This window comes from Clostridia bacterium (genome assembly GCA_017394805.1).
Lineage (GTDB): Bacteria > Bacillota > Clostridia > Christensenellales > CAG-1252 > RUG14300.
The window spans coordinates 39,326-61,647 of the sequence record JAFPXC010000023.1 but is presented as its reverse complement, the minus strand read 5'-3'; the positions used below and the strand labels follow the sequence as shown (position 1 = coordinate 61,647).

The 22,322-nt window shown below is 56.7% G+C and carries 18 protein-coding genes; 6 read left to right on the top strand and 12 right to left on the bottom strand.

From position 1 onward, the window contains the following. Positions 1 to 43 precede the first annotated feature (43 nt). A complete protein-coding gene (gene yqeK, locus II896_06030) occupies positions 44 to 1,234 on the bottom strand; it encodes a bis(5'-nucleosyl)-tetraphosphatase (symmetrical) YqeK (GenBank protein MBQ4444191.1) in 1,191 nt (396 codons plus the stop codon). Positions 1,235 to 1,321: 87 nt separating this feature from the next. Between yqeK and II896_06025 the strand changes: the two genes are divergently transcribed. After that, complete coding sequence (locus II896_06025) at positions 1,322 to 2,131, top strand: hypothetical protein (GenBank protein ID MBQ4444190.1); 810 nt, start codon at positions 1,322 to 1,324, stop codon at positions 2,129 to 2,131. Between the two features lie 478 nt (positions 2,132 to 2,609). On the opposite strand, the gene II896_06020 is transcribed toward II896_06025, so the two are convergent. The 4 genes from II896_06020 to II896_06005 form a co-directional block, all read right to left on the bottom strand. Beyond that, entirely contained in the window at positions 2,610 to 3,332 is a 723-nt protein-coding gene (locus II896_06020) for a hypothetical protein (GenBank protein MBQ4444189.1), read from the bottom strand. 340 nt (positions 3,333 to 3,672) lie between these two features. Beyond that, complete coding sequence (locus II896_06015) at positions 3,673 to 4,536, bottom strand: ABC transporter permease (GenBank protein MBQ4444188.1); 864 nt, start codon at positions 4,534 to 4,536, stop codon at positions 3,673 to 3,675. Next, on the bottom strand, positions 4,418 to 5,239 hold the full coding sequence (locus tag II896_06010) for an ABC transporter ATP-binding protein (GenBank protein MBQ4444187.1): 822 nt from the start codon (positions 5,237 to 5,239) through the stop codon (positions 4,418 to 4,420). Before II896_06010 ends, II896_06015 begins: the two co-directional genes overlap by 119 nt. Next, positions 5,239 to 6,222: an ABC transporter substrate-binding protein gene (locus tag II896_06005; protein ID MBQ4444186.1), complete on the bottom strand. Its 984-nt coding sequence runs from the start codon at positions 6,220 to 6,222 to the stop codon at positions 5,239 to 5,241. Before II896_06005 ends, II896_06010 begins: the two co-directional genes overlap by 1 nt. 318 nt (positions 6,223 to 6,540) lie before the next feature. Here II896_06005 and II896_06000 point away from each other — a divergent pair, with 318 nt between their 5' ends. Further along, positions 6,541 to 7,407, top strand: coding sequence for a CDP-alcohol phosphatidyltransferase family protein (locus II896_06000; protein ID MBQ4444185.1), 867 nt, complete (start codon positions 6,541 to 6,543; stop codon positions 7,405 to 7,407). A 1-nt stretch (position 7,408) separates the two neighbouring features. Then, on the top strand, positions 7,409 to 10,027 hold the full coding sequence (locus II896_05995; GenBank protein MBQ4444184.1) for a valine--tRNA ligase: 2,619 nt from the start codon (positions 7,409 to 7,411) through the stop codon (positions 10,025 to 10,027). Positions 10,028 to 10,164: 137 nt separating this feature from the next. Here the strand turns inward: II896_05995 and II896_05990 are convergent, their stop codons facing one another. Continuing rightward, on the bottom strand, positions 10,165 to 11,460 hold the full coding sequence (locus tag II896_05990) for a hypothetical protein (GenBank protein ID MBQ4444183.1): 1,296 nt from the start codon (positions 11,458 to 11,460) through the stop codon (positions 10,165 to 10,167). 226 nt (positions 11,461 to 11,686) lie between these two features. On the opposite strand from II896_05990, the gene II896_05985 reads away from it, so the two are divergent. Continuing rightward, complete coding sequence (locus tag II896_05985; GenBank protein MBQ4444182.1) at positions 11,687 to 12,853, top strand: glycerol dehydrogenase; 1,167 nt, start codon at positions 11,687 to 11,689, stop codon at positions 12,851 to 12,853. A gap of 81 nt (positions 12,854 to 12,934) precedes the next feature. Continuing rightward, positions 12,935 to 14,767, top strand: coding sequence for a dihydroxyacetone kinase subunit DhaK (dhaK, locus tag II896_05980; GenBank protein MBQ4444181.1), 1,833 nt, complete (start codon positions 12,935 to 12,937; stop codon positions 14,765 to 14,767). Here the strand turns inward: dhaK and II896_05975 are convergent. From II896_05975 to II896_05960, 4 genes are all read right to left on the bottom strand, one after another. After that, positions 14,742 to 15,119, bottom strand: coding sequence for a hypothetical protein (locus II896_05975; GenBank protein ID MBQ4444180.1), 378 nt, complete (start codon positions 15,117 to 15,119; stop codon positions 14,742 to 14,744). The two genes, dhaK and II896_05975, sit on opposite strands and share 26 nt — an antisense overlap. A 53-nt stretch (positions 15,120 to 15,172) precedes the next feature. Then, complete coding sequence (gene groL, locus II896_05970; GenBank protein MBQ4444179.1) at positions 15,173 to 16,795, bottom strand: chaperonin GroEL; 1,623 nt, start codon at positions 16,793 to 16,795, stop codon at positions 15,173 to 15,175. A gap of 33 nt (positions 16,796 to 16,828) precedes the next feature. Further along, entirely contained in the window at positions 16,829 to 17,116 is a 288-nt protein-coding gene (locus II896_05965) for a co-chaperone GroES (GenBank protein MBQ4444178.1), read from the bottom strand. A gap of 137 nt (positions 17,117 to 17,253) precedes the next feature. Continuing rightward, entirely contained in the window at positions 17,254 to 18,330 is a 1,077-nt protein-coding gene (locus II896_05960; GenBank protein MBQ4444177.1) for a glycosyltransferase, read from the bottom strand. Positions 18,331 to 18,461: 131 nt separating this feature from the next. Between II896_05960 and II896_05955 the strand changes: the two genes are divergently transcribed. Next, positions 18,462 to 19,382 (top strand): alpha/beta hydrolase, encoded by a 921-nt coding sequence (locus II896_05955; GenBank protein ID MBQ4444176.1) that lies wholly within the window; start codon positions 18,462 to 18,464, stop codon positions 19,380 to 19,382. A gap of 153 nt (positions 19,383 to 19,535) precedes the next feature. Here the strand turns inward: II896_05955 and II896_05950 are convergent, their stop codons facing one another. Beyond that, positions 19,536 to 21,356: a type IV secretory system conjugative DNA transfer family protein gene (locus II896_05950; protein MBQ4444175.1), complete on the bottom strand. Its 1,821-nt coding sequence runs from the start codon at positions 21,354 to 21,356 to the stop codon at positions 19,536 to 19,538. Further along, positions 21,346 to 22,281: a hypothetical protein gene (locus II896_05945; GenBank protein MBQ4444174.1), complete on the bottom strand. Its 936-nt coding sequence runs from the start codon at positions 22,279 to 22,281 to the stop codon at positions 21,346 to 21,348. The genes II896_05950 and II896_05945 overlap by 11 nt, the downstream gene beginning before the upstream one ends. Positions 22,282 to 22,322 lie beyond the last annotated feature (41 nt).

Sequence of the window (22,322 nt, the reverse complement as noted above, 5' to 3'; positions counted from 1 at the left end):
CCCGCAATTCACTGCGCCTTGGCGCATGGATTTCCCCGCAAGGCTATTCCTTGCAATAGTACCTATAACACTCGTCCCCATAGGGGCATATCTCGCCGCCCTTTTCGTGCACGTGGTCGTGCGTCTTCTTCACCGCCAGCACGAATCCTTCTTCAAAATTCGCCAAGGCGACCTCCCGCACTTTGGCGGCGTCCTCGAAGGTGCGCGTCGCCTCGCAGTAATCGGCGAGGTAAATGAGTTTTTCGAGATCGCTCATTCCCGCTCTCCCCGTGGTGTGATAGCGGATAGCCGCCAATATCTCATCGTCCTCTACGCCGTAGCGGTATCTTGCCTCTTCCGCGCCGTTAAAGGCGTGCAGCACGCCCGGTTGCCTCGCGTCCGCGGGCACGGCGGGATAGACGTGCGTCGCCCCCTTCATGCAATCGTGCAACAGAGCCGCCGTTATCACCTTATCTTCGGGCAGGTGCAGTTGTCCGTTGAGCCGCACGGCCATCAAGGCCACCTCGCGACTGTGCGCCCACCGTTCTTGGGAGATATGGCGGGGCACTTCGTTGACGATAGCGTGGTACTCGTCGTACAAACCATAACTACGAATGTAGTTATGCACGCCGTAGCACACCCCGTTTCGCATGGGATAATACCCGCCATCGTCCCACGCCTTTTGCCCTTCCGCAAGGTCGTGCCCATCGGGCGTTTTGCCCACGCGATAGGCCAGCCGAATGGCGGTGGAACTCACATCATCGAGACATACGGGCAGCACCAAGACGTCCGCTTTATAGGTCACCTCTGCATACCGCACCGCCTTTTCGAGCGTTTCGTCGACCGCGCCTCTCGCCACCACCACGGTGGGATAGCGCATCACCTCTTGCGGCAGATGCCAGGTCGGCATGGCGACGATACTGTCGCCCCCGATGACGTGCACGAAGTCGCCGTATTTTTCCCGCAATCTCGGCAGCATTTCCGAGCTGTAGGTGGGCGTTTCCACTCGTTCTTCCGCCGTGTCTATCACCACCTCGGGGATATGCGCGGTCGCTATCTCGAGCATAGCCACCCGCTTGTCGAAGGGCGTGCCCGTTCGTTTATGCGGCGCGTTGCCCGATGGCAGCAGCACCAACTTTTCGAGCCCCAGCCGCTCTATCACTGTCTCCATCAGCCGCACGTGCTCGTTGTGCACGGGATCGAACGCCCCGCCGAACACGCCTACTTTTATTCTCTCGAACACTTCACGTCCCATAGCCATATTATATATCATTTTACGCTTTATTTCAATACCTTTTGCAAAAAGAGCATACGTCAATTCAAAAAGGTCGATACTGTGGATATGGCACGCATCAACGACCGCATCGCCGTCTTTCTTTCCGTGGCGGCACTACTGTATATGCTCGGCGCATACGTAACCGACAGTTTTCTATGGGGGCTCGTCTTCGCCCTTTTGGGCATAGCGGCGGGGCTTGCCCTCGTCCGCCTTTTGCCTTATAGGCAAAAACGCATTCCGCTCACCCAATTCACCGACCTATTGTTGCTCGAAGGCAAGACTTTGAGCACCGCCTATCTCCAACGCATTTTTCCGCCCGCCGAACGGGCCGACGCCACTTCGCTTCCGTCCGTTCCCGACCGAAAAGCGCACGACGAAACAACCGCGGCGCAGGGTGACTCTTCGCCGACCGCGCCCCCTATCCCCGACGCATACTACGATGCGGACGGCAAACTCATCGTCAACGCCTTGGGGTACGGCAAGGTGGGCGAGGAATGGGCGGCCAAACTGTATCGCGCGCTCAAACCGCGCAGGGTGACCATGGTCGTGGCCGCCGTAGACGTAGACCGCAAGGCCCTGTCCATTCTCTCCGGATCCGCCGAAAAATTAATAATTATTCATCCCAAGGAGATACTTCGCCGCCTTTTTCGGCTTGGCGTCACGTTCGCCCCGCTCCCCGCCAAAAATAGGCCCAACTTCAAAACGTGGCTCGGCTCCTTATCCCTTCGCCACTCGGCGCTCTTCGCCCTTTCCGCCGTCTTCTCTTTGGGGCTTGCCGTGTGGTCGCCCGTCAAAGCGTACTACTACGTCTTCGCCGCTGTCAACGCGCTTCTTTCCATCGCCGTCGTCATCATCAAAAAGGTCGTCAAAGAGTGACGCGCCCTACCCCGTCGGCGTAGCCGCAATCCCTCGATACGCCGAATACGCGCCCGCCCCTCGCAACGCTTCTTATGCCCCGCGACGAAAAAACAATGCCTCATAGAGGCATTGTCAAAGCGAGTTTCGTTCGTTTGCGCCGATTCGACGGCAGTCGCGTACGCGCTCTACCGTCCTCACACCCGACTGCGTGCGACGATCATATCAATCCCAGCACACGTCGTTCAGGACGCCGTCCTCCACGTACTCACCGTCGCAAGGATTACAGCCCCGCGCCAAAGCCTCCACGAAGTCGATGGATTTTTGCAATTTTTCTTGGTCTATAGTCATCCTTTTTCCCTCCTTATCCCATTGACGTATCGCGCGATTTTTCGCCCCGCCGACGCGTTTTTTTGCGCGAACGCACGGCCACAAACCGACAAATCGTGCGATTTATACAAAAACAACCTTCCCTATGGGAAGGTTGCCATGCGTTCCGTTATACCTCCTCGCGGAAGACGAGGTTTTGCAACGCGTCCAAATCTTTTAGGTAGTCACTTGTGCTGTTCAACGCAAACAACATACATTGCGAGCCGAACACGATCTTCAGTTGCGAGCAAAACAGATCGATACCGTTGGCCTTGATGATGCCGATATTGGTTATCTTGTCGAAGGGGATACTTCCGTTCAACACCCGCTCTTCTTGCCCCGTCAGGCTGAACACGGCGCTTCTGTAGACGAGGTAGTTGCCGTCCGCATACAACAAAGAAATCTGGTAGTTGGAACTGAACGAATTGCCGTTGATGACGCGCATTTGGTAGGGGGTGTCGATATCGTTGAAATAGAACCCTTCCGCGCGGAAAATCACCTCTTTTGCGTCCTTGGACAGTTCGTCGTAAGCGGCCGACGCACGCAGCGAAGCGACTTCGCGAATATACTCCGCGCTGTCGAGCACCGTGCGCTTGGCCTGGCTATACCGCACGCCCGACATGGTAGCGCCCACGATACCGCCCACGTCCACCGCGGCGAAGGTCAACGCCAACGCCAAAAACAACGTCCGCGAGGACGTTTTAACGCCGTAAACCGCAAATAGTGAAACCGCTAATGCCGTAAGCACGGCAAAAGATACCACCCAAATAATAAACTCTATACGGGAGCGCTTGAGATACGCCTTTGCTGCGGCGGCATCAAAGCACTCGACAATCGACAAATTTCTGCTCATAATGGTCGCGACCGAGTCGCATTTATATATACAACCGTGAGAACAAGCCCACGGGAAACATCTATATCTGAAAGGTTTTGAAGCCTTATATGTAAGAATTATATCATTTTGTACAGCAAAAAAACAATAGTATTTGCACAAAAAAAATAAGTAATTTTATTAAATTTTCTTAATATTTTAAGATATTTCGCGCTGTTATTCTCCTTTTTCCCCGACCGCCGCAAGGACGCCTTGCGCTCAAAAGTGCGAGATTGCACAAAAAAAACGGGGCCATACCGAGGCGCACGCGCCCCGATAGGCCCTCGTATGACGTTTTGCGGCCCGTCCTTCGCTCTCCCGTTTATTGTCCTATTTTGCGATTGACTGCTTTCTCCAACAGCGCGACGCCGAGATACATTGCGGCCGCCAATAGACACAGTAGGACGGTGGCGCACATCACGAGGCTGAGATTGAAGACCTGCCCGCCGTAGACGATGAGGTACCCCAAACCCGCTTTGCTCACCAAGTATTCGCCCATAATGGTGCCCACCCAGCTCATGCCCACGCTCACTTTGAGGCAACTCATCACGGTGGGAATATTCGCCGGGAAGACCAACTTCCACAACGTCTGCCATTTGGTGGCGTGCAACGTGCGCATCAAGAGGATTTTCTCCTCCGAGACGGACACGAACCCCGTCAGGGTATTGATGGTGGTGATGACCACCGAGATAAGTATGGCCATGGCGACGATGGCTTTGACGCCCGCCCCCACCCAAATAATGATGATGGGACCGAGGGCGATCTTGGGCAAGGCGTTCAGCACGACGAGATAGGGCTCTATCACCCGCCGCACGGTCTCGCTGAACCACAGTAGCACCGCGACCGTCGTACCGATGGCGAAGGACAGCGCGAAACTCAGCGTGGTCTCGTACAACGTCGTCCAGACGTGCCGCCACAAGTCGCCTTCGGCGAGTTTTGCGAAGGTCTGGCACACCCTTTGGGGCGAAGACGTGATGAACACGTCGATCGCTCCCACGTCCGCCAACAGTTGCCACAGCCCGACGAACAGCCCCAAGAGGGCCACTTGCGTCACTCTTACGATAATTCTATTGCGGTTTCGGCGACGCAGAAACCGACGATGCTCGGTCGAGCACGTTTTCTTCTTTGCGTAGTTCTTCTTCACGTACCTCCAACTCCTTCCAAATTCTTTTGAATAACAAGGCATACCCCGCTTCCTCCCGTCGGTCCAGCGTATTCTCGGCGGTCAGGGGAACGTCCAGCACGGTTTTGACGGTCGCGGGGCGCTTGGTCAGCACGGCCACACGGTCGCACAGCGCGATGGCCTCGGATATATCGTGCGTCACCAACACGGCGGTCAACCCCTCGTTCTTGATGATGGCGTGCACGTCCTCGCCGACCGACAATCTCGTCTGGTAATCCAACGCCGAAAAAGGTTCGTCCAACAGGATGACCGAGGGGCGTAGCACCATCGTGCGAATGAGCGCCGCCCGCTGGCGCATACCGCCCGACAACTCGTGCGGGAAGCGATCGCGAAACTCCCACAACCCGTACTTTTCGAGCAAATATTCGGCGTAGGTCTTCGCTTCGTCCGTCTTGTTTTTGGCTATCTCCAACCCCAACGTCACGTTCCGCAGGATGGTGCGCCACTCGAACAGTTGATCGCGTTGGAGCATATAGCCAATCTGCCCTTTGGCGGGCGGGCGGCCGTCCAACAGCACCGAGCCGGCGGAGGGCGTCAGCACCCCCGCCATAATGCTGAGAAGGGTGGTTTTGCCCGAGCCCGACGGCCCCACGATGCCGAAAAACTCGCCGTCATTAACCTTTAGGTTAATGTTTTCTATGGCCGACGTCTCGCCGTACTTAGAATGATAGGTGTGGGATATGCCCACCAAAGCGAGGCTACCCATCAGGACAGGTAGCCCATATCGACCACGTCTTTGTAGGTGGCCCGCTTGGTCATGACGCCCGCCTCGACGATGACGTCCTGCAACCGCTCGAACGCCGCCGCGTTGAGGTGCATATCCGTGACGTAAGCGCCTATATCGCGGTAGTTGCGGACGGCCTCTTTGATGAGCGCCACGTCCACGCCCGCAAAAGACGGCGCCACCGCCGCCGCCACCTCGTCCACCGACTTGGTCGCCACGTAATCCACGCCCTTTTTGACGGCGCGCAAGAACGCCTTTACCTTGTCCCCGTTGTCTTTCAGGTACTTCTTGGTGGCGCAGAACGCCGTGTAGGGTATCTCCCCGCACTCCTTGCCGACCGAGGCTAACGCGTAGCCTTTCCCCTGCTGGCGGAAGGTGGACGCCGCAGGCTCGAACATGGTGCAGTAGTCACCCACGCCGCCCTCGAAGGCCGCCGTGATAAGGTCGAACTGCACGTCGTAATTCAAGGTGACGTCCGTGCCGATGGTGTAGCCGTTCTTTTTGAGGCAATACTCCAAGGCCATAGCGGGCACGCCGCCCTTTCGGCCGCCGATGATCTCCTTGCCCTTAAAAGACGTCGCCCAATCGAAATCCTCTTCCGTTCTGCCGATGATGAAACTGCCGTCCATGCGCGTCAGTTGCCCAACCACCTGCGGACAATCCGCCCGCCCCTCGTTGTAGACGTAGATGACGGCCTCGGGGCCGCAGAAGCCCATATCCACCTGTCCGGACAACACGGCGGTCATCACCTTATCCGCGCCGCCGCCGTTGGATAGTTCCAATTCCAACCCCTCGTCCGCGATATACCCCAAGTTGATAGCCACGTAGAGAGGCGCGTAAAACACCGAATGCGTAACTTCGGACAACCTTATCACGTTGTCCGCTTTCTTCGTACAAGCCACCGCCGACAAAGCCGCCGTGGCCAGCAAGCAAATAATTGCCAGAATGACGATAAATTTTCTCATAATACCTCCTTGTTCGTCATACTATAGTCTATTCACCCTCCCCCAAAAGTGCGCGGCTTTCCGCCCGACGAAGCGCACGCTCCGATTACGACAATCGTTTTTCGAGAAGCGTTTGAACGCAAAATGCGAGGAAAGCCCGTCGGGGCGCGCCTACCGCAAACGAAAAAACCGACGGAAAATAATTCTAACTTATTACCATAAACAATCTTTTTCCACGCGACCACGCGAAAACTAAAAAATATCCGTATTTAATTGCTTTATTCGCCCGCTTGTTGTAGAATAGGAATAATCCGAATACAAAACAAGGAGAATTATCGTATGAAGTTGACGTTCACAAAGAAAGAATTGTTGAATATTCCCAACATATTGTGCTATATTCGTCTGCTCTGCGTGCCCGCCTTTGCCTTGGCGTTCTTTTTGACGCCGAGAGGATTGGAAGCGGCGGCTCGCGGCATCAACGCATATTCCTATATGTATATCTCGCTGGCCATCTTCGCCTTCGCCTCCCTCACGGACGTATTCGACGGCAAGATCGCCCGCAGATTCCATATGGAATCTGCCGTCGGCGCGGCCTTGGATCCATTGGCGGACAAGCTACTGCAACTGATGGCCGTCATTTGTCTCACGGTCAACGGCAACGTATTTTGGCTCTTCCCCGTCCTCATCGGCATCCGTGAGTTGTACCAAATCGTCTGCGCCGGTATGCTCGTCAACAAGAATATCGTCGGCAAGGCCAACTATTGGGGCAAATCCGCCGCGTTGGTGGTGGCCATCGCCATTATCCTCAGCACGTTGGGCGCGGCCTACACGCCCACCTTCAGCGGCATCAAAGAGTACGGTATGATCGCAAGTTGGTTCGACGCCAACAACGTCGAGACCGCCATGGCTTTGGGCAAATCCCTCTTCTGGACGGCGTTCGCCTTCTTGTGCGTAGGCACGGTCTTGGGCTATATCGCCGCGGGCAGTTACACCAAAGTCATTCTCACGCAGTTGGGCGGCGTGAAGAATATCAAGAACGCCGAGAATATGCGCATGGACTACTTCAACAACGCCAGCGAAAAAACCGAAAGCCGCGAAGAGTTGAAAGAGCAAGCCGCGCACACCGACGAAACCGCCGAAGAGACCGAAACGACCGAGGCCGAAGGATCGACCGAGGCAAAACCGAACACCACAGACGAGGACTAATATGGACATTCCAAAGACGTATCAACCGCAAGAATTCGAAAAAGACATCTACGAGTTTTGGCTGAAAAACAAGTATTTTCACGCCGAACCCAACCCCGACAAAAAGCCCTTTACCATCGTGTTGCCGCCCCCCAACATTACGGGGCAACTGCACATGGGGCACGCCCTCAATCACACCTTGCAGGATATTCTCATACGCTACAAGCGTATGCAAGGCTTCGAAACGCTGTGGCTCCCCGGCACCGACCACGCCTCTATCGCCACCGAGGTGAAGATAGTGGAAGCCATGCGCAAAGAGGGGCTGTCCAAAGAGGAAGTGGGGCGCGAGGGGTTCCTCAAACGCGCCTGGGCTTGGAAAGAGCAATACGGCAACCGCATCGTCACCCAAATGAAGCGGCTGGGCTCCTCGTGCGATTGGGATCGCGAGGCCTTCACGATGGACGACAACCTGTCCAAGGCCGTGCGCAAGGTGTTTATCAACCTCTACGACAAGGGGCTCATCTACCAAGGCGACCGCATCATCAATTGGTGTCCCTCGTGCAAGACGGCTCTGTCGGACGCCGAGGTGGAATATCAGGAGCAAGCCTCCTACCTTTGGCACATTCGCTATCCCTTGGCGGACGGCGAAGGCGGCGTCGTGGTGGCGACCACCCGTCCCGAGACCATGTTGGGCGACACGGCGGTGGCGGTACACCCCGACGATCCCCGCTACAAAGATCTCGTGGGCAAGGAGCTTATTCTGCCCCTCGTCAACAAACGCATTCCCATCGTTGCCGACGAATACGTGGAGATGGACTTCGGATCGGGCGCCGTCAAGATCACGCCCGCGCACGATCCCAACGACTACGAGGTCGGCAAGCGCCACAACCTACCCGTCATTCGCGTGATGAACGACGACGGCACGATGAACGACGTGGTCGAGGCCTACGCCGGCTTGGACCGCTTCGAAGCGCGCAAACGCATAGAGGAAGATCTCCGTGCGGGCGGCTATCTGGTCGAAAAAGAGCCTTATACCCACAACGTGGGTACCTGCTATCGCTGTCACTCGACGGGCGAGACCATCATCAGCCGTCAATGGTTCGTGCGTATGGAGCCTTTGGCCGCTCCCGCCATCGAGGCCGTGCGCAAAAAAGAGACGCGTTTCGTACCCGACCGTTTCAGCAAAATCTACTTTAATTGGATGTGCAACATCAAGGATTGGTGCATCTCCCGTCAACTGTGGTGGGGGCATCGCATTCCCGCCTACTATTGCGCGGACTGCGGCGCCACCTACGTGGCCGAGGAAGCGCCCAAACAATGCAAGTGCGGTTGCACCTCGTTCCGCCAGGACGAAGACGTTTTGGACACTTGGTTCAGTTCGGCCTTGTGGCCCTTCTCTACGTTGGGCTGGCCCGAAAAGACGCCCTCTTTGGACTATTTCTACCCCAACAGCGTATTGGTCACCGCCTACGATATCATCTTCTTCTGGGTGGCGCGTATGATCTTCTCGGGGTTGGAGAATATGGGCGAAGTGCCCTTCAAGGACGTGCTCATTCACGGCATCGTGCGCGACGAGCAGGGGCGAAAGATGAGCAAGAGCCTCGGCAACGGCATCGACCCTCTGGAAGTCATCGACAACTACGGCGCGGACGGCCTTCGCTTCTCCCTTGCCAACGGCATCGCGCCCGGCTCGGACACGCGCTTCTCCAAGGACCGCATCGAGAGCTGCCGCAACTTCATCAATAAGGTATGGAACGCCAGCCGTTTCGTCATGATGAACGCCGAGGGCGTAGAGGTCAAGCCAATCGACGAGGTCAAGAAGACCATGGCCGACAAGTGGATTCTCGGCAAACTCAACAAGGTCATCGGCGAGGTCAGCCGCAATCTCGACAAATACGAGATAGGCATCGCGGCGGGCAAACTGTACGACTACGTTTGGGGCGACTTCTGCGATTGGTACCTCGAGTTGGTCAAGCCCGTGTTGTACGGCGAGGACGCCGAGGCCAAGCGCGACGCGGTCAGCGTGCTGGTGTACGTCTTGTCCGAGACGCTCAAACTCCTGCACCCCTACATTCCCTTCGTCACCGAGTACCTCTACCGCAATCTGCCCGGCGCCGCCGAGACCATCATGCGCGAGCCGTGGCCCAAAGCCGACCGCAAATACGCCTATCGCGAGGCCGCCAAGCAGATGGAAGGCGTGATGGAGATCGTGTCCGCCATTCGCAACGTGCGTGCGGAAGTGGGCGTTGCACCTTCCAAGAAGGTGCACCTTATGGTAGTCACCGAAGAGGCAAAGACCATCGACAAGTGCCGCAGGTACGTGGAAAAGTTGGCGGGCGTGGAGTCCATCACCTTCATCGACAAAAAGGACGTACCCCAAAAGGTATCGAGCAAAGTGACGACCATCGCCGAGTTGTATATCCCCTTGGGCGACCTCGTGGACACCGACAAGGAGATCGCGCGTTTAGAGGCCGAAAAAGCCAAGTTGCAAAAGGAGATCGACCGCTCGCAAGGTATGCTCGCCAACGCGGGCTTCGTTGCGAGAGCGCCCCAAGCCGTGGTGGAAAAAGAAAAAGCCGCGCTTGCCCTCAATTTGGACAAGATGGCCAAGTTGGACGAGCGTATCGCTTCGCTCAAATAGTTCTCTCTATGAGAGAGACCCGTGACGTTATGGCGTCACGGGTTTTTTATTACGCGGCACAGCCGCATAGAGGATATATCGAACGAACGGAGAGCGTACTCCCGCCACAGTATATGCGGCCGCCCTGCGCAGGGTGCCTACCACGCGAGCGGACTTTTGAGCAAATAAACGTCCCTGCCCCCGATACTGCCCGCGTAATAGCCGTAGTCGAAATCGGACGCGCAAAGGCAATAGAGATAGCCGTCCATGGGCCATATACGGGGCGAAGCCGCGCCCACGTAGGACGCCACGGCGACGGGCGACTCGGTGTACGGCTTGTAGGCGTAGACGGCGGCGGTCGCCCCCTCGGCGGCTGCAAAATAAAAGCGGTCGCCCCAATACACAGGCGGCGCGTTCACCCCCTCGGGCAGCGCAAATGTGTACTGCACGTCCCCGTGATTGCACAAGAGATAGCCCGCCGTGCCCACCGTCAGCAGTATGCCCTTGTCGTAGGCCGCGAGGTAGGTATTCCCGCGAGCGGATATAGGTAGCGCGCCCGTACGCGTGAAATGCGCGTCAAAAAAGCACAGCGCGCCTTCCTTTTGGGAAGCGACGGCGTAGCCCGACGCGTACGGCGTCACGGCGGTTATGGCGGGCAACACCGAGCGGGTGCGGTAGCCCGACTTGTCGAAGGTGTAGGCGCTCCCCGCCGAAGCGTCGGTGGTCAAAACGACGTAGACGTTCCCCACCGCGTAAGCGGTCACCACGCGTTCGCTCCCGACGGGAACGGCGTGATACCACCTCGTCGCCAAATCCGCGTCCACCGAAAGCAGGTGCAGTTTATCCCCCGACAACGCGAGCACCGCGCCCCCTTCGGCGTAAATCATCGCGCCCGCTTGGCATACGTAGGGATAGGCGGTCGTGCGCACCGCGAGGTTGACGCTGACGCTCCACACGCGCACGTCACTCGCCGAGACCGCCGCTATCAACAGGCCGTAGTCGTACATACAGGCGGCAAGGTAGGCGTAGCCCACGGATTTGGGCAGGGTAACGGTATCGACCAGGGTGCATTGGGTGTCGAAGCGGGCGACGGCCAGCGAACGCCCCTCCGCGCGATAATCCTCCCCATCCGTATCGGTGGAGAGAATGGCAAAGACGTGACCGCCAAAGGCGTAGTAATCCACGAGGTCCTCCCGTCCCTTCGTCCCCGTCACGCCTACCGTAACCCCGTCGTAGGTATAAGAGAGCCGCGGCAAAACGCTGTAGGTGACGGCGGGCACGACGGGTTGGGGCGTTACGTCGGTAGCCGCGGCGGCGTCCGCCGTGGTACGGCTGACCGAGGCCGTATTGGGCAAAAGATCCTTCTGGTAAACGTAACGGTAGACGTACAGCACGCCGAAGGTAAGCGAGGTGACGAATAGGACCACAATCAACAAAACGCGGGACGCTTTCATAGTTTCTCCTTGGACGTATACCATAGCACGTTTTTGCATTTCGGCGTCCCAAATCGCAAAAAAACCGCGTTTTTGACAAATATTTCGCCCCAAAATGCGGATTTATATAGGCAAAAGGGGTAGAAAACGCAAAAATGCCTATTGACAAGGCAAAAACCTATGGTATAATTAAAATGTCGCAATAGGCGGCAAAATATCAGAAAAACTTTATAAAGGAGATTTATCTATGAGAAAAGCATTTATCTGTCCCACCAAGTACGTCCAAGGCGAAAACGAACTGCTCAATTTGGGTTACTTCGTCAAGACTTTCGGCAAGAAAGCGTTGTTGATTGCCGATCCCTTTGCCTTAGGTTTGGTAAAAGACAAATTGGCCGAGACCGAGAAGCAATACGGCGTCGAGTTGGTTCCCTGCGGCGACATCTTCCAAGGCGAGTGCTCCCGCAACGTCGTCAAGAAATTGCAAGAGTTCGCCAAGGCCAATAAGTGCGCCTGCACCATCGGTTTGGGCGGCGGCAAAGCCATCGATACTTCCAAGTGCGTGGCTGCCGGCAATCCCCTCATCATCTGCCCCACCATCGCCGCGACCGACGCACCCACCTCTCACAGCGCCGTGTTGTACACCGACGACCACGAGTTCGACGATTATGCTTATTTCCGTCAAAGCCCCAGCGTGGTGCTGATTGACCTCAACGTCATCGCCAACGCTCCCGTGCGCTTCTTGGTCAGCGGTATGGGCGACGCCCTCAGCACCTACTTCGAGGCGCGCGCCAACTTCAAGAGCGTGTCCAACGTCAACGCGGGTCTGCCCTGCGGCGCCAACCGTGCCAAAGGCACTCTGTTGGGCTACGGCACCCACACCGCCGCCGCCATCGGCGAGCTGTGCTACAAGAACCTCATCTCCGACGGCTACAAGGCCATGATGGCCTGCAAAGAGCACGCCGTCACCGAGGCCTTCGAGAAGATCGTCGAGACCAACATTCTCCTTTCGGGCTTGGGCTTCGAGTCGGGCGGCTTGGCAGCGGCTCACGCCATTCACGACGGCTTGACCGTGGTGCACGACATTCACGCCTGCAAGATGCACGGCGAGATCGTCGCCTTCGGTACTCTGTGCCAGTTGGTGCTCGAGAACTCCCCCGAGGAAGAGTTGTTCGAGGTCTTGGACTTCTGCGACACCGTGGGCCTGCCTATGTGCTTGGAAGACCTCATGACCGACAAGACCGGCAAAGTATTGCGTAGCGCCCTTTCGGACGAGGAACTCAAGGCCGTGGCCGAGAAGACCTGCATCCCCGATGAGTCCATTCACAATATGCCCTTCAAAGTCACGCCCGACATGGTCATCGCCGCCATCAAGACCGCCGACAAGATCGGCCGCGACTACAAAGGTTTGGACTGATAACTACAAACGAAGCGTAAAAAAGGTAGGCGCATCCCGCGGGGTGCGCCTACACAATATCAAAATAAGGAGATTTGTCGCATGAAAAAAATAATGAACACCCCCGAAACTTTTGTGTACGATATGTGTCACGGCCTCGCCAAGGCACATCCCGAACTCGAGTTTGTGGAAAAATTTAAGATCGTCAAGAAAGTGGACGTCAACCCCGACAAAGTCAGCCTGATTTCGGGCGGTGGCTCGGGTCACGAGCCTGCCCACGCGGGCTTCGTCGGCAAAGGTATGTTGGACTGCGCGGTCTGCGGCGACGTATTCGCCAGTCCCTCGCAAGTGCAAGTGTACAACGCCATCAAGCAAGTGGCCACCGACAAGGGCGTATTGCTCATCATCAAGAACTATTCGGGCGACTGCATGAACTTCAACAACGCCATGTACGACGCGCAAGAGGACGGCGTCAACGTGGACGCCGTGTACGTCAATGACGACATCGCCGTCAAGGACAGCCTCTACACCGTAGGCCGTCGCGGCGTGGCGGGCACCGTGTTGGTGCACAAGTGCGCCGGCGCCGCCGCCGAGCAAGGCAAGAGCCTCGCCGAAGTCAAAGCCGTAGCCAACAAGGTCATCGCCAACGTGCGTAGCTTCGGCTTCGCCTTCACCAGTTGCACCGTTCCCGCCGCCGGTCACCCCACCTTCGAGATCGGTGACGACGAGATGGAATTCGGCGTGGGCATCCACGGCGAGCCCGGCCGCTTCCGTGAGAAGATCGACTACAGCAAGGGCACCTTCGCGGACGATTTATCCCGCCGCATCGTCTCCGACCTCGAGGAAGACCTCGGCGTCAAGAAAGGCGACGAAGTGGTATTGCTCATCAACGGTTTCGGCGGTAGCCCCCTGCAAGAGTTGTACATTCTCAACAACTCGGTCACCAAGTGCTTGGAGGCCGACGGCATCGCCATTCATCGCACCATCGTGGGCAACTACATGACCTCTATCGACATGGCCGGTGCCTCCATTACCGTGCTCAAGGTAGACGCCGAGCTCAAAGCCTTGGTCGACTATCCCGTCAACACTCCCGCTTTGACTTGGGGCGCCGCTATGGACGCGCAAGCCGAGGCCGCTGTGGAAGCCATGAAGGCCATCGCCAAAGCCCTCAATATCACTCCCGTCGAGGCCAAAGCCGCTCCCGTCAAGAAAGCGGGCGCCGCCAAGGTCGAAGAGGAAGAGAACGCCGTGTACGAAGTAGCGGGCGAGCCCAAAGTGGGCGAGACCATCAACACCGCCGCTTTCGTGCAAATCGTAGACAAATTCGCCGACATCGTCATCGAGAACGAAGTCCCCTTCTGCGAGGCGGACCAAATGGGTGACGGCGACTTCGGTATGAGCATCGCCAAGGGCTTCAAACAACTCAAAGCCGATTGGGCCACCCGCAAGAAAGGCGACATCGGTCAATTCCTCGCGAGCTGCAGCGAAATCATCAAAGAGTACTGCGGCGGCGCCAGCGGTCCCATCTGGGGCAGCGCGTTCAAGTACGCGGGCAAAGCCATGGCAGGCAAGCAAGAGATCGACCTCAAGGATTTGGCCTTCTTGTTCCAAGAAGCCAACCGCGGTGTGTACGAGACGGGCAAGAAGAGTTTCGGCAAGGGCGCCGTGGTCGGCGACAAGACCTTGGTCGACGCTTTGAAACCCTGCGCGGACGCTTTGACCGCCGCCGCCGAAGCGGGGGACAAACTCTTGGAAGGTATGCGCAAAGGCGCCAAGGCCGCTCACGAGGGCGCCGAGGCCACCAAGACGCACAAAGCCACCTTGGGCCGCGCCGGTACCGTGGGCGAGCGCAGCATCGGTTTCCCCGACGCAGGTGCGCACGGCTTGGACGTCATCTTCAACGAGTTGGTCAAATACATCGAAAAGACCTTCTAATCACCTTTTTCAACACACAAAGAGGGTTGCCCCGTGCAACCCTCTTTTTTATTCTTTCCTCTTTTATTCTTTCCTCTTTTATTCTTTCCTCTTTTATTCTTTCCTCTTTTATTCTTTCCTCTTTTATTCTTTCCTCTTTTATTCTTTTCTCTTCTTGTTCTCTCTTCTGTTCTTCTTTTCTTTGCGTTTCTTTCCTTTTATTCTTTCGACTCTTCTTTCGATTCTTCTTTCGACTTTTCTTTTCGTTCTTTTCTTTTCGTTCTTTTCTTCTCCAACGTTCAACGAGCGGCGCTCGATACCGTTCGACTAACCAGTCGCGCAAACAAAAAAATGCAACCCGCATGGGTTGCATTTTTGTAATACTACGTATTGCCGGAAATGCTATACGCGCATTTCACGCCCCGCTCAATAGTCCATCGGGGGTTGTGCGGGCGCCACGGGCGGCTCGGGTTTACTGACGACCAAACTTTCGGTGGTCAGCAAAGTGCCCGCGACCGAAGCGGCGTTTTGCAGGGCCGAACGCGTCACTTTGGTAGGATCGATAATGCCCGCCTCGATCATATCGCGGTACTCGTTGCGATAGGCGTCGAAGCCGTAGTTGGCGTTGGCGGCGATGCCCTTCAACACTTCGTTCACCACGACCGAGGCTTCCATTCCCGCGTTGGCGACGATTTGACGGATGGGTTCTTCCAAGGCGCGTAGCACAATCAACGCGCCCGTCTTCTCATCACCCTGCATACCTTCGGCCACGGCCTTCAAGGCGGGAGTGATGGACAGCAAAGCGGTACCGCCGCCCGCCACGATGCCTTCCTCCACGGCGGCACGGGTGGCGTTCAAAGCGTCCTCGATGCGCAGTTTCTTCTCTTTGGCTTCCACCTCGGTGGCGGCGCCCACGCGGATATCGGCCACGCCGCCCGCCAATTTGGCGATGCGCTCCTGCAATTTCTCTTTCTCATAATTGCTGGTTTCGTTCTCGGCCTGTGCACGCAAGGCGGCGACTCTGCCTTTGATGGCCTCTTTGTCGCCCGCACCGTCTACGATGGTGGTGTTGTCCTTATCCACCTTGACGGTCTTGGCACGACCCAGCATATTGACGGTCACGTCGGTGAGTTCCAAGCCGAAATCGGCCGAAATGACCTGCCCGCCCGTGATGATGGCGATATCTTCGAGCATCGCCTTACGCTTGTCGCCGTAGCCGGGGGCTTTGACGGCCACCACGTTCAGCACGCCCTTCAACTTGTTGAGCACGAGGTTGCTCAACGCCTCGCCTTCCACGTCGTCGGCGATGATGACCAAACGCAAGCCGTTGCGGCTCACGGTCTCCAACAAGGGCAAAATGTCCTGAATATTGCTGACCTTCTTATCCGTGATAAGAAGATACGCGTCTTCCATTTCCACGGACATCTTCTCGCCGTTGGTGACGAAGTAGGGGCTGGCGTAGCCGCGGTCGAAACTCATACCGTCCACCACGTGCAACTCGGTCTTCATGGACTGCCCGTCGTTGATATTGATGATGCCGTCCTTACCCACCTTCTCCATGGCCTCGGAGATAAGTTCGCCCACGGTCTCGTCACCCGCCGAAATAGCGGCGACTTGGCTGATGCTCTTCTTGTCCGAGATGGGTTTGCTGATGGCGGCCAATTCCTTGACGGCGGCCTCGGTCATAGCGGCCATACCCTTCTTGATCAACACGGGATTCGCTCCCGCGGTGATATTCTTCATACCCTCGTGGATCATCGCCTCGGCCAACACGGCGGCCGTGGTGGTACCGTCGCCCGCTACTTCGTTGGTCTTGACGGAGACCTCGCGGATGAGTTGCGCGCCCAAGTTCTCGAAGGGATCTTCGAGTTCTATCTCTTTGGCGATGGTGACGCCGTCGTTGGTGATGAGGGGCGCCCCGAATTTCTTTTCCAACACGACGTTGCGGCCTTTGGGCCCCAGCGTAATTTTTACGGTGTCCGCCAATGCGTTGACGCCCGTTTCCAATGCGCGGCGTGCTTCCTCGCCGTATTTAATCATTTTCGACATACTACTACCTCCTTGGAGCCTTCTGCTCCCCTATTAGTCCTCGATAACCGCCAAAACGTCGCTTTGGCGCAAAATCACGTACTCGACGCCTTCCAATTTGATTTCGTTGCCGGCGTACTTGCCGTACACGACTTTATCGCCGACTTTGAGGACCATTTTGACCTCTTTGCCGTCGACCAGGCCGCCCTCGCCCACCGCTTGCACGATAGCATAGGCGGGTTTTTCTTTGGCGGCGCCGCTAAGATAGATACCACCGGCCGACACCGTCTCGGCTTCGATGGGTTTTACCAAAATTTTGTCAAATAAAGGTTTGATATTCATAATACTGCCTCCTATATTTTTATCGGTCGAGGAAGGGAATTAGCACTCTACCTCCTTGACTGCTAACATTATAGTCCCTTTCCCGTTTTTTGTCAAGGATTAGCAACCTTTTTTTGCACAATTTTTGCGGAGTTTTGTCAAATGCTACCGAGAAATACGTCGTAGACGTATCGGGCGATGGCGGCGTTGGGCGAGGCGTAAGCGGGCTTTGCCCCCGACCGTCCGCTACCGTCCGTCGGCAGGCCTCCGCCCCACGAAGTTTCCCGCTTCCTACCCCTAATACCCGCTTTGTCCTCTATCGCCCTGACGAGGGTTTCCATCGTCGCTTTCTCTTGCGGTATGGCGGTTATATGCGCGTAACGGGCGGCGAAATAGGCCGCGTTGGCCACTTGGTCGCCCCGCGAAGTACCTTTGGGCAAGGGCACGGCGACGGTGGGCTTGCCGAGGGCCGCCAACTCAAACATCGTGTTGGCCCCCGCGCGGCACAGCACGACGTCACAGCGGGCGTAGTAGTCGGCTATGCGATCGGTAAAGGGTATGCCCACGTAATTGGCGCACGCACATGGGACGGGCGTTTTGCCGTACACGTTGACGACGTTCCACCCCGTCATTCTTTCTGCCAATTCGGCCGCCGTTCGGTTGAGAAAGGCCGCGCCCATACTGCCGCCCACCACCAGCAACGCGGGCGCTTGGGGCATAGGAAGCGCCACGCGCCTTTCATCCCCCCGCAATATCTCGTCGCGTATGGGGTTCCCGATACACGTTCCCTTGGGCGTATCCGCGAACGAGGTGACGAGGTGGTCGGTATAGTGCAAGGTCAATCTATTGGCCAACCCCAGGGTGCGGTCGCTCTCGTGACAGACGATGGGTAGCCCCAATCGGTGTGCCGCCAACACGGTCGGCAAAGCGCAGTACCCGCCCTTCGAGAACACGATTCCACAGCCTATCTCCCCCAGTTTCGCCGCCATCACTTCGGCCGAGCGGTGCAGCACGCGCGGCACGGCGAGGTTTCTGAGAAGCCTTCGGCGGTCGAACTTGATGGTCTCCGCGCCCAAAAAGGGCAAGCCGCACTTGGCGGCCAAGGTCTCTTCCACGCCGCCCGCCTCGCCCGCGAAGTAGATATTCGAGAAATATTTGCGCAAATAGGGCACCAAAGCCAAAGCGGGAATGACGTGTCCGCCCGTGCCGCCGCCCGTCAAAACGATGGTATTCATACTGCTATTCTTTGCGAAATTCGCCCAAAATAGTACCTCGCCCGCCCAATTCCTCGCCTTTACGCGCGAAATAATCTCTTTTTATCCATATTAATAGTTGAAAAATATGGTTTTATTGATATAATAGGACTATGCAAGAGTTCTTCTACGAAAACAAAGGCACCAAAATCTTCTGCACGGCGTGGGAAGACGCGGACGCGCCTCGCGGCGTGGTGGTTTTGGTGCACGACGCTGGCGACTACGGCAAACGCCTTGCGGACTACGCCGACTTCCTCAACGCCAACGGCTACCTCGTATTGGCGCCCGATCTCCGCGGTCACGGCAGGACGGCGGGCGGCTACGACAAGCGCGGCGAAGTGGTGGGCGACAGTTTTTTCGACACGGTGGACGACTTGCATCAACTGGTGAGTTTCGCTTTGTCCAGCTACCGCCTACCCCTCGTCATGGTGGGTATGGGCTACGGCGCGGTCATCACTTTGGCCTTCACCGAGCAATACGGGGACAGTGTGATGGGCGCGGTGCTGCTATCGCCCAACGCGTTCGACGGCGCCAAGGCCTTCGTCGGCAACGTAGTCAGCAGTACGCTCATCGGCTTCATCGACAGCCGCAACCCCGCCACCATCATCAACAAATACCGCTACAAACGGTACGAAAAACCCTTCCTGTCCGAGAAAAACCGCTACGCTTGGATCAGCCGCGACAAAAACGAGGTCAAAAACTACGTCAACGACGCCTACTGCGGCGCGCAATTCTCTTTCAGCCTCGGCTTCGAGCAGAGTTTTTACCGCGGCGCCACCAAGACGAGTTTCGCCAAGCGGATGCGCGCCATTCCCGCCGACCTACCCATTCTCTTGTTGGGCGGTGACGGCGATCCCGTGTGCGAATACGGTTTGGGGCTCAAAAAACTGCACGCCCACCTGCAAAAAGCGGGCAAAAAGAAGTGCGTTATGCGCGTCTATCGCCACGCGCGGCACGACCTATTGCGCGAGACCAACCGCGACGAGGTGTACATGGACACCCTCACCTTTATCAACCTGTGTTTCGGCAAATAATCCCTTACGGGCGAGAAATCCGTTCGCACGCGCGGGAAAAATCCGACCGTTCGTCGGGTTTTGGACGCCCCGAAAGAACGAGATACGTTGATTATAGCGACGAAAAAGGGCTGTTTCCCAGTGAGAAACAGCCCTTTCTATACCCCGCGTCCGCTAAAAGCGGAACGTGCGTGAAATCGTGGGTTGCAGTTGTGCGTTCGGCTTGGTGCGCGGATAGGTGTACTGCGGGCCGAGGAACGACGAATAGTGCGAAGGCGTCAAGGTCTCCAACCCCACGGCGTCCGTAAAATGCGCGTACGCGCCCTGCTCGCCCGCCACGTACGACCGAATATACTTGCCGAATATCACGGGAGATTTGAGCCGTTTGATGATGGTATCGCCCGCCGACAGGCTCTCCAAGTCCGTCATAGGCACCAACGGCACGCACTTGATACTATGCGTGTTGTTGAACATTCCCACGAGGTCTGGTATGCAATGCATACCGCATTCTTTGGAGAAAATCTCCTTCGTTTCGTAGTTTTGCGAGCCCAAAAACACCTGCGAATTGCAGTTATCCCGAATGATACAGGATTGGTCTTTGCCGTACACGGCGTCCATCTGCTTGTAGGACTGCACGGCCAGATGAAACCATATATTGCGGCTGCGCGCCGTGGCGATCTTATTCTCGAAATTACGAATGGGCGGGATATTGCCGAACTCGTCCAGCATAAAGTGCAAACTTCGCTTGGTGCGCCCCGCCTCGTAGGCTTCCAGCATCTTGCGGTACACCCAATCGATAAAGAGCCCCGCGACCTGGAAATCGCTTTTCTCATAATCGCGCGTCACCACGAAGATAGCGAAGGGGCTGTCGTCCTCGGACAGCAATTCGACCGTATTGCCCGTAGTGAGCGCCAGGATATGCCCCGAAAACCACTCGCGCATACAGTTATCGAATACGCCGCAATACGACCGCATCGTGCGCGGGGCGTTGTCGAACATACTGTGCAGATTGGACAGCACGCGCGGAGACTTGCCGCGCATCAAGGGGTGATTTTTGAGTTTATTCTCCCCGTCCGACGAAACGATCACGTCGTGCAAAGACAAATAGTAGTCCTGTATGGTCTTGATGGACATCATCTCGCGCGTAAAAGCGGGGTCGCCGACCGAGTCCTCGAGCATAGCGCACAAAATACCCTTCAGCGCCTCTTGCGCCCCGTACTCCCACGTGGGGTCCTTGACCGTCTGCACGGTGATGAACATATTGACCAGCTGATTGATACGGCTGTCGATATCCACCGTCAATATCTCTTTGTCGAAGTTGGCCACAGCGTCGGCCTCTTCTCGGGTAGGATACGCCTTGTCCTTATAGACGAAACAAGTCGCCCCGTACCCCTCTTTGGGGCACGCCAACCTGCACGCGGCGGGCAACGAAGCGGTAGCGCACTCTTTCACGTTGCCCATACACTCGTTGGCCTCGCGGTTGAGGTCGTATATCTCCCACAAGGGATTCCATCTGTCCGAACGCCCCAATTCCTTGAAATTGAGGATATACAAGCGGTAGCCCTGCTCCTTTAGGTGGACGGCGTTGCGGTCGAACAACTCGCCCTTGGGGTCGGTGAGGAACAGGTTGGGCTTATTGCGCTGGGTAGACACGGCTCTCAACTGCGGCTCCACGCAACCCGTGGTCTTGCCGCTACCCGTAGTGCCAATATAGATCTCGTGGTAAAAAGGCATATAGTAGTAGCGCAGACGGCAGCGCCGCTTATCTTCCTCGGACAATGCGCCGAACGCCTGCATATCGTACGACTTCCCGTCCAGCCAAAACTCGCTGGCCACGGGGTAGCCCTCGGCCTCCGTTTGGGGCAATTCGTCATAAAAATAGGTACGCACGCCGTCCATGTCGGTCAACTCGGTATAGGACACCTTGCGGCCGCACTCCATATATTTGTCGACGTACGCTTGGGTAATGCTGTCGTTAATGCGGTTATTCGCCATGATTGCCTCCCTTGAAGCCGATGGGCTTGACGATTTCGAACGAAGGATTGATGGCTTCCTTGTAGGTCTTTTGACCGTAGTTGTTGATATAGGCCATCTTTTGTTTGTCCGAGATATCCTCGCTCATCATCACTTCCACGAAGGAATAGTCGATCGAATAGCGATTGCCGTCACAGCAAATATCTCGATAGATGCTGGCGATTTGACCGTACATCACGACGGCACGCGGCGCGTATTGGGCCATCGCGTCCGCGGGTATTACGGTCAACCCCTCTTTGAGATAGGTCTTGAGCAAGGTGGCGAGATCGCCGTACAGCCGAGCGCCCTCTTCGTCGCCTTCCATACGGCACAAATAGGCCAGCAATATGCACGAAGGCGTATCGCACCAATAGGTGCATTGCAAAAACTTGCGTTTGGCGGCGGCATAATCACGCTCGCAACCGATGCCCAAAGCGCGCATCAATCCCACTTCTCTTGCGGCCACGCGCCAGCCCGACGAAGCCGCTGATTGCATTTGCCGATAGCGGACGGCGGGATGATATACGACGATATGCGAATAGTCGAACCAGGCGGGATTGACGAACATGGCGTTAGGCGCGCCCGACTGACGGTATTGCGACGAAATCTCGCTGATGACGTCGCTCTTGACGTCGTACAGCAAATCCGCGTCCTCGTATTCCCTACGGATGGCGCGGTCGTTGTAGCCGAACGAGCGCTCGTCCAGGACGCTCACTTTGCCCAGCACGTCGAAGATACACGCCTTCCACTCGGCGATGGTCTCCTCGTCCACGCCCCGCGCGCGGCAATAGAAATCCACGATGGCGGAAGCGTCTCGGCGGTAGGCGTCCGAGTCGTCGTTAGACAGCATCGCACACGCCAATACCACGCCGTAAAAGGTGTTGTAGTGCTTGATTTGCGACAGCATAATTCCTCCTTATCGGGGTATGCCCCCTCGTATTGCCGCGA

Coding starts and splice junctions, on each gene's coding strand:
- yqeK (MBQ4444191.1), bottom strand. CDS start 1,234: ATGGGACGTGAAGTGTTCGAGAGAATAAAAGTAGGCGTGTTCGGCGGG.
- II896_06025 (MBQ4444190.1), top strand. CDS start 1,322: ATGGCACGCATCAACGACCGCATCGCCGTCTTTCTTTCCGTGGCGGCA.
- II896_06020 (MBQ4444189.1), bottom strand. CDS start 3,332: ATGAGCAGAAATTTGTCGATTGTCGAGTGCTTTGATGCCGCCGCAGCA.
- II896_06015 (MBQ4444188.1), bottom strand. CDS start 4,536: ATGCCTTGTTATTCAAAAGAATTTGGAAGGAGTTGGAGGTACGTGAAG.
- II896_06010 (MBQ4444187.1), bottom strand. CDS start 5,239: ATGGGTAGCCTCGCTTTGGTGGGCATATCCCACACCTATCATTCTAAG.
- II896_06005 (MBQ4444186.1), bottom strand. CDS start 6,222: ATGAGAAAATTTATCGTCATTCTGGCAATTATTTGCTTGCTGGCCACG.
- II896_06000 (MBQ4444185.1), top strand. CDS start 6,541: ATGAAGTTGACGTTCACAAAGAAAGAATTGTTGAATATTCCCAACATA.
- II896_05995 (MBQ4444184.1), top strand. CDS start 7,409: ATGGACATTCCAAAGACGTATCAACCGCAAGAATTCGAAAAAGACATC.
- II896_05990 (MBQ4444183.1), bottom strand. CDS start 11,460: ATGAAAGCGTCCCGCGTTTTGTTGATTGTGGTCCTATTCGTCACCTCG.
- II896_05985 (MBQ4444182.1), top strand. CDS start 11,687: ATGAGAAAAGCATTTATCTGTCCCACCAAGTACGTCCAAGGCGAAAAC.
- dhaK (MBQ4444181.1), top strand. CDS start 12,935: ATGAAAAAAATAATGAACACCCCCGAAACTTTTGTGTACGATATGTGT.
- II896_05975 (MBQ4444180.1), bottom strand. CDS start 15,119: ATGCAACCCATGCGGGTTGCATTTTTTTGTTTGCGCGACTGGTTAGTC.
- groL (MBQ4444179.1), bottom strand. CDS start 16,795: ATGTCGAAAATGATTAAATACGGCGAGGAAGCACGCCGCGCATTGGAA.
- II896_05965 (MBQ4444178.1), bottom strand. CDS start 17,116: ATGAATATCAAACCTTTATTTGACAAAATTTTGGTAAAACCCATCGAA.
- II896_05960 (MBQ4444177.1), bottom strand. CDS start 18,330: ATGAATACCATCGTTTTGACGGGCGGCGGCACGGGCGGACACGTCATT.
- II896_05955 (MBQ4444176.1), top strand. CDS start 18,462: ATGCAAGAGTTCTTCTACGAAAACAAAGGCACCAAAATCTTCTGCACG.
- II896_05950 (MBQ4444175.1), bottom strand. CDS start 21,356: ATGGCGAATAACCGCATTAACGACAGCATTACCCAAGCGTACGTCGAC.
- II896_05945 (MBQ4444174.1), bottom strand. CDS start 22,281: ATGCTGTCGCAAATCAAGCACTACAACACCTTTTACGGCGTGGTATTG.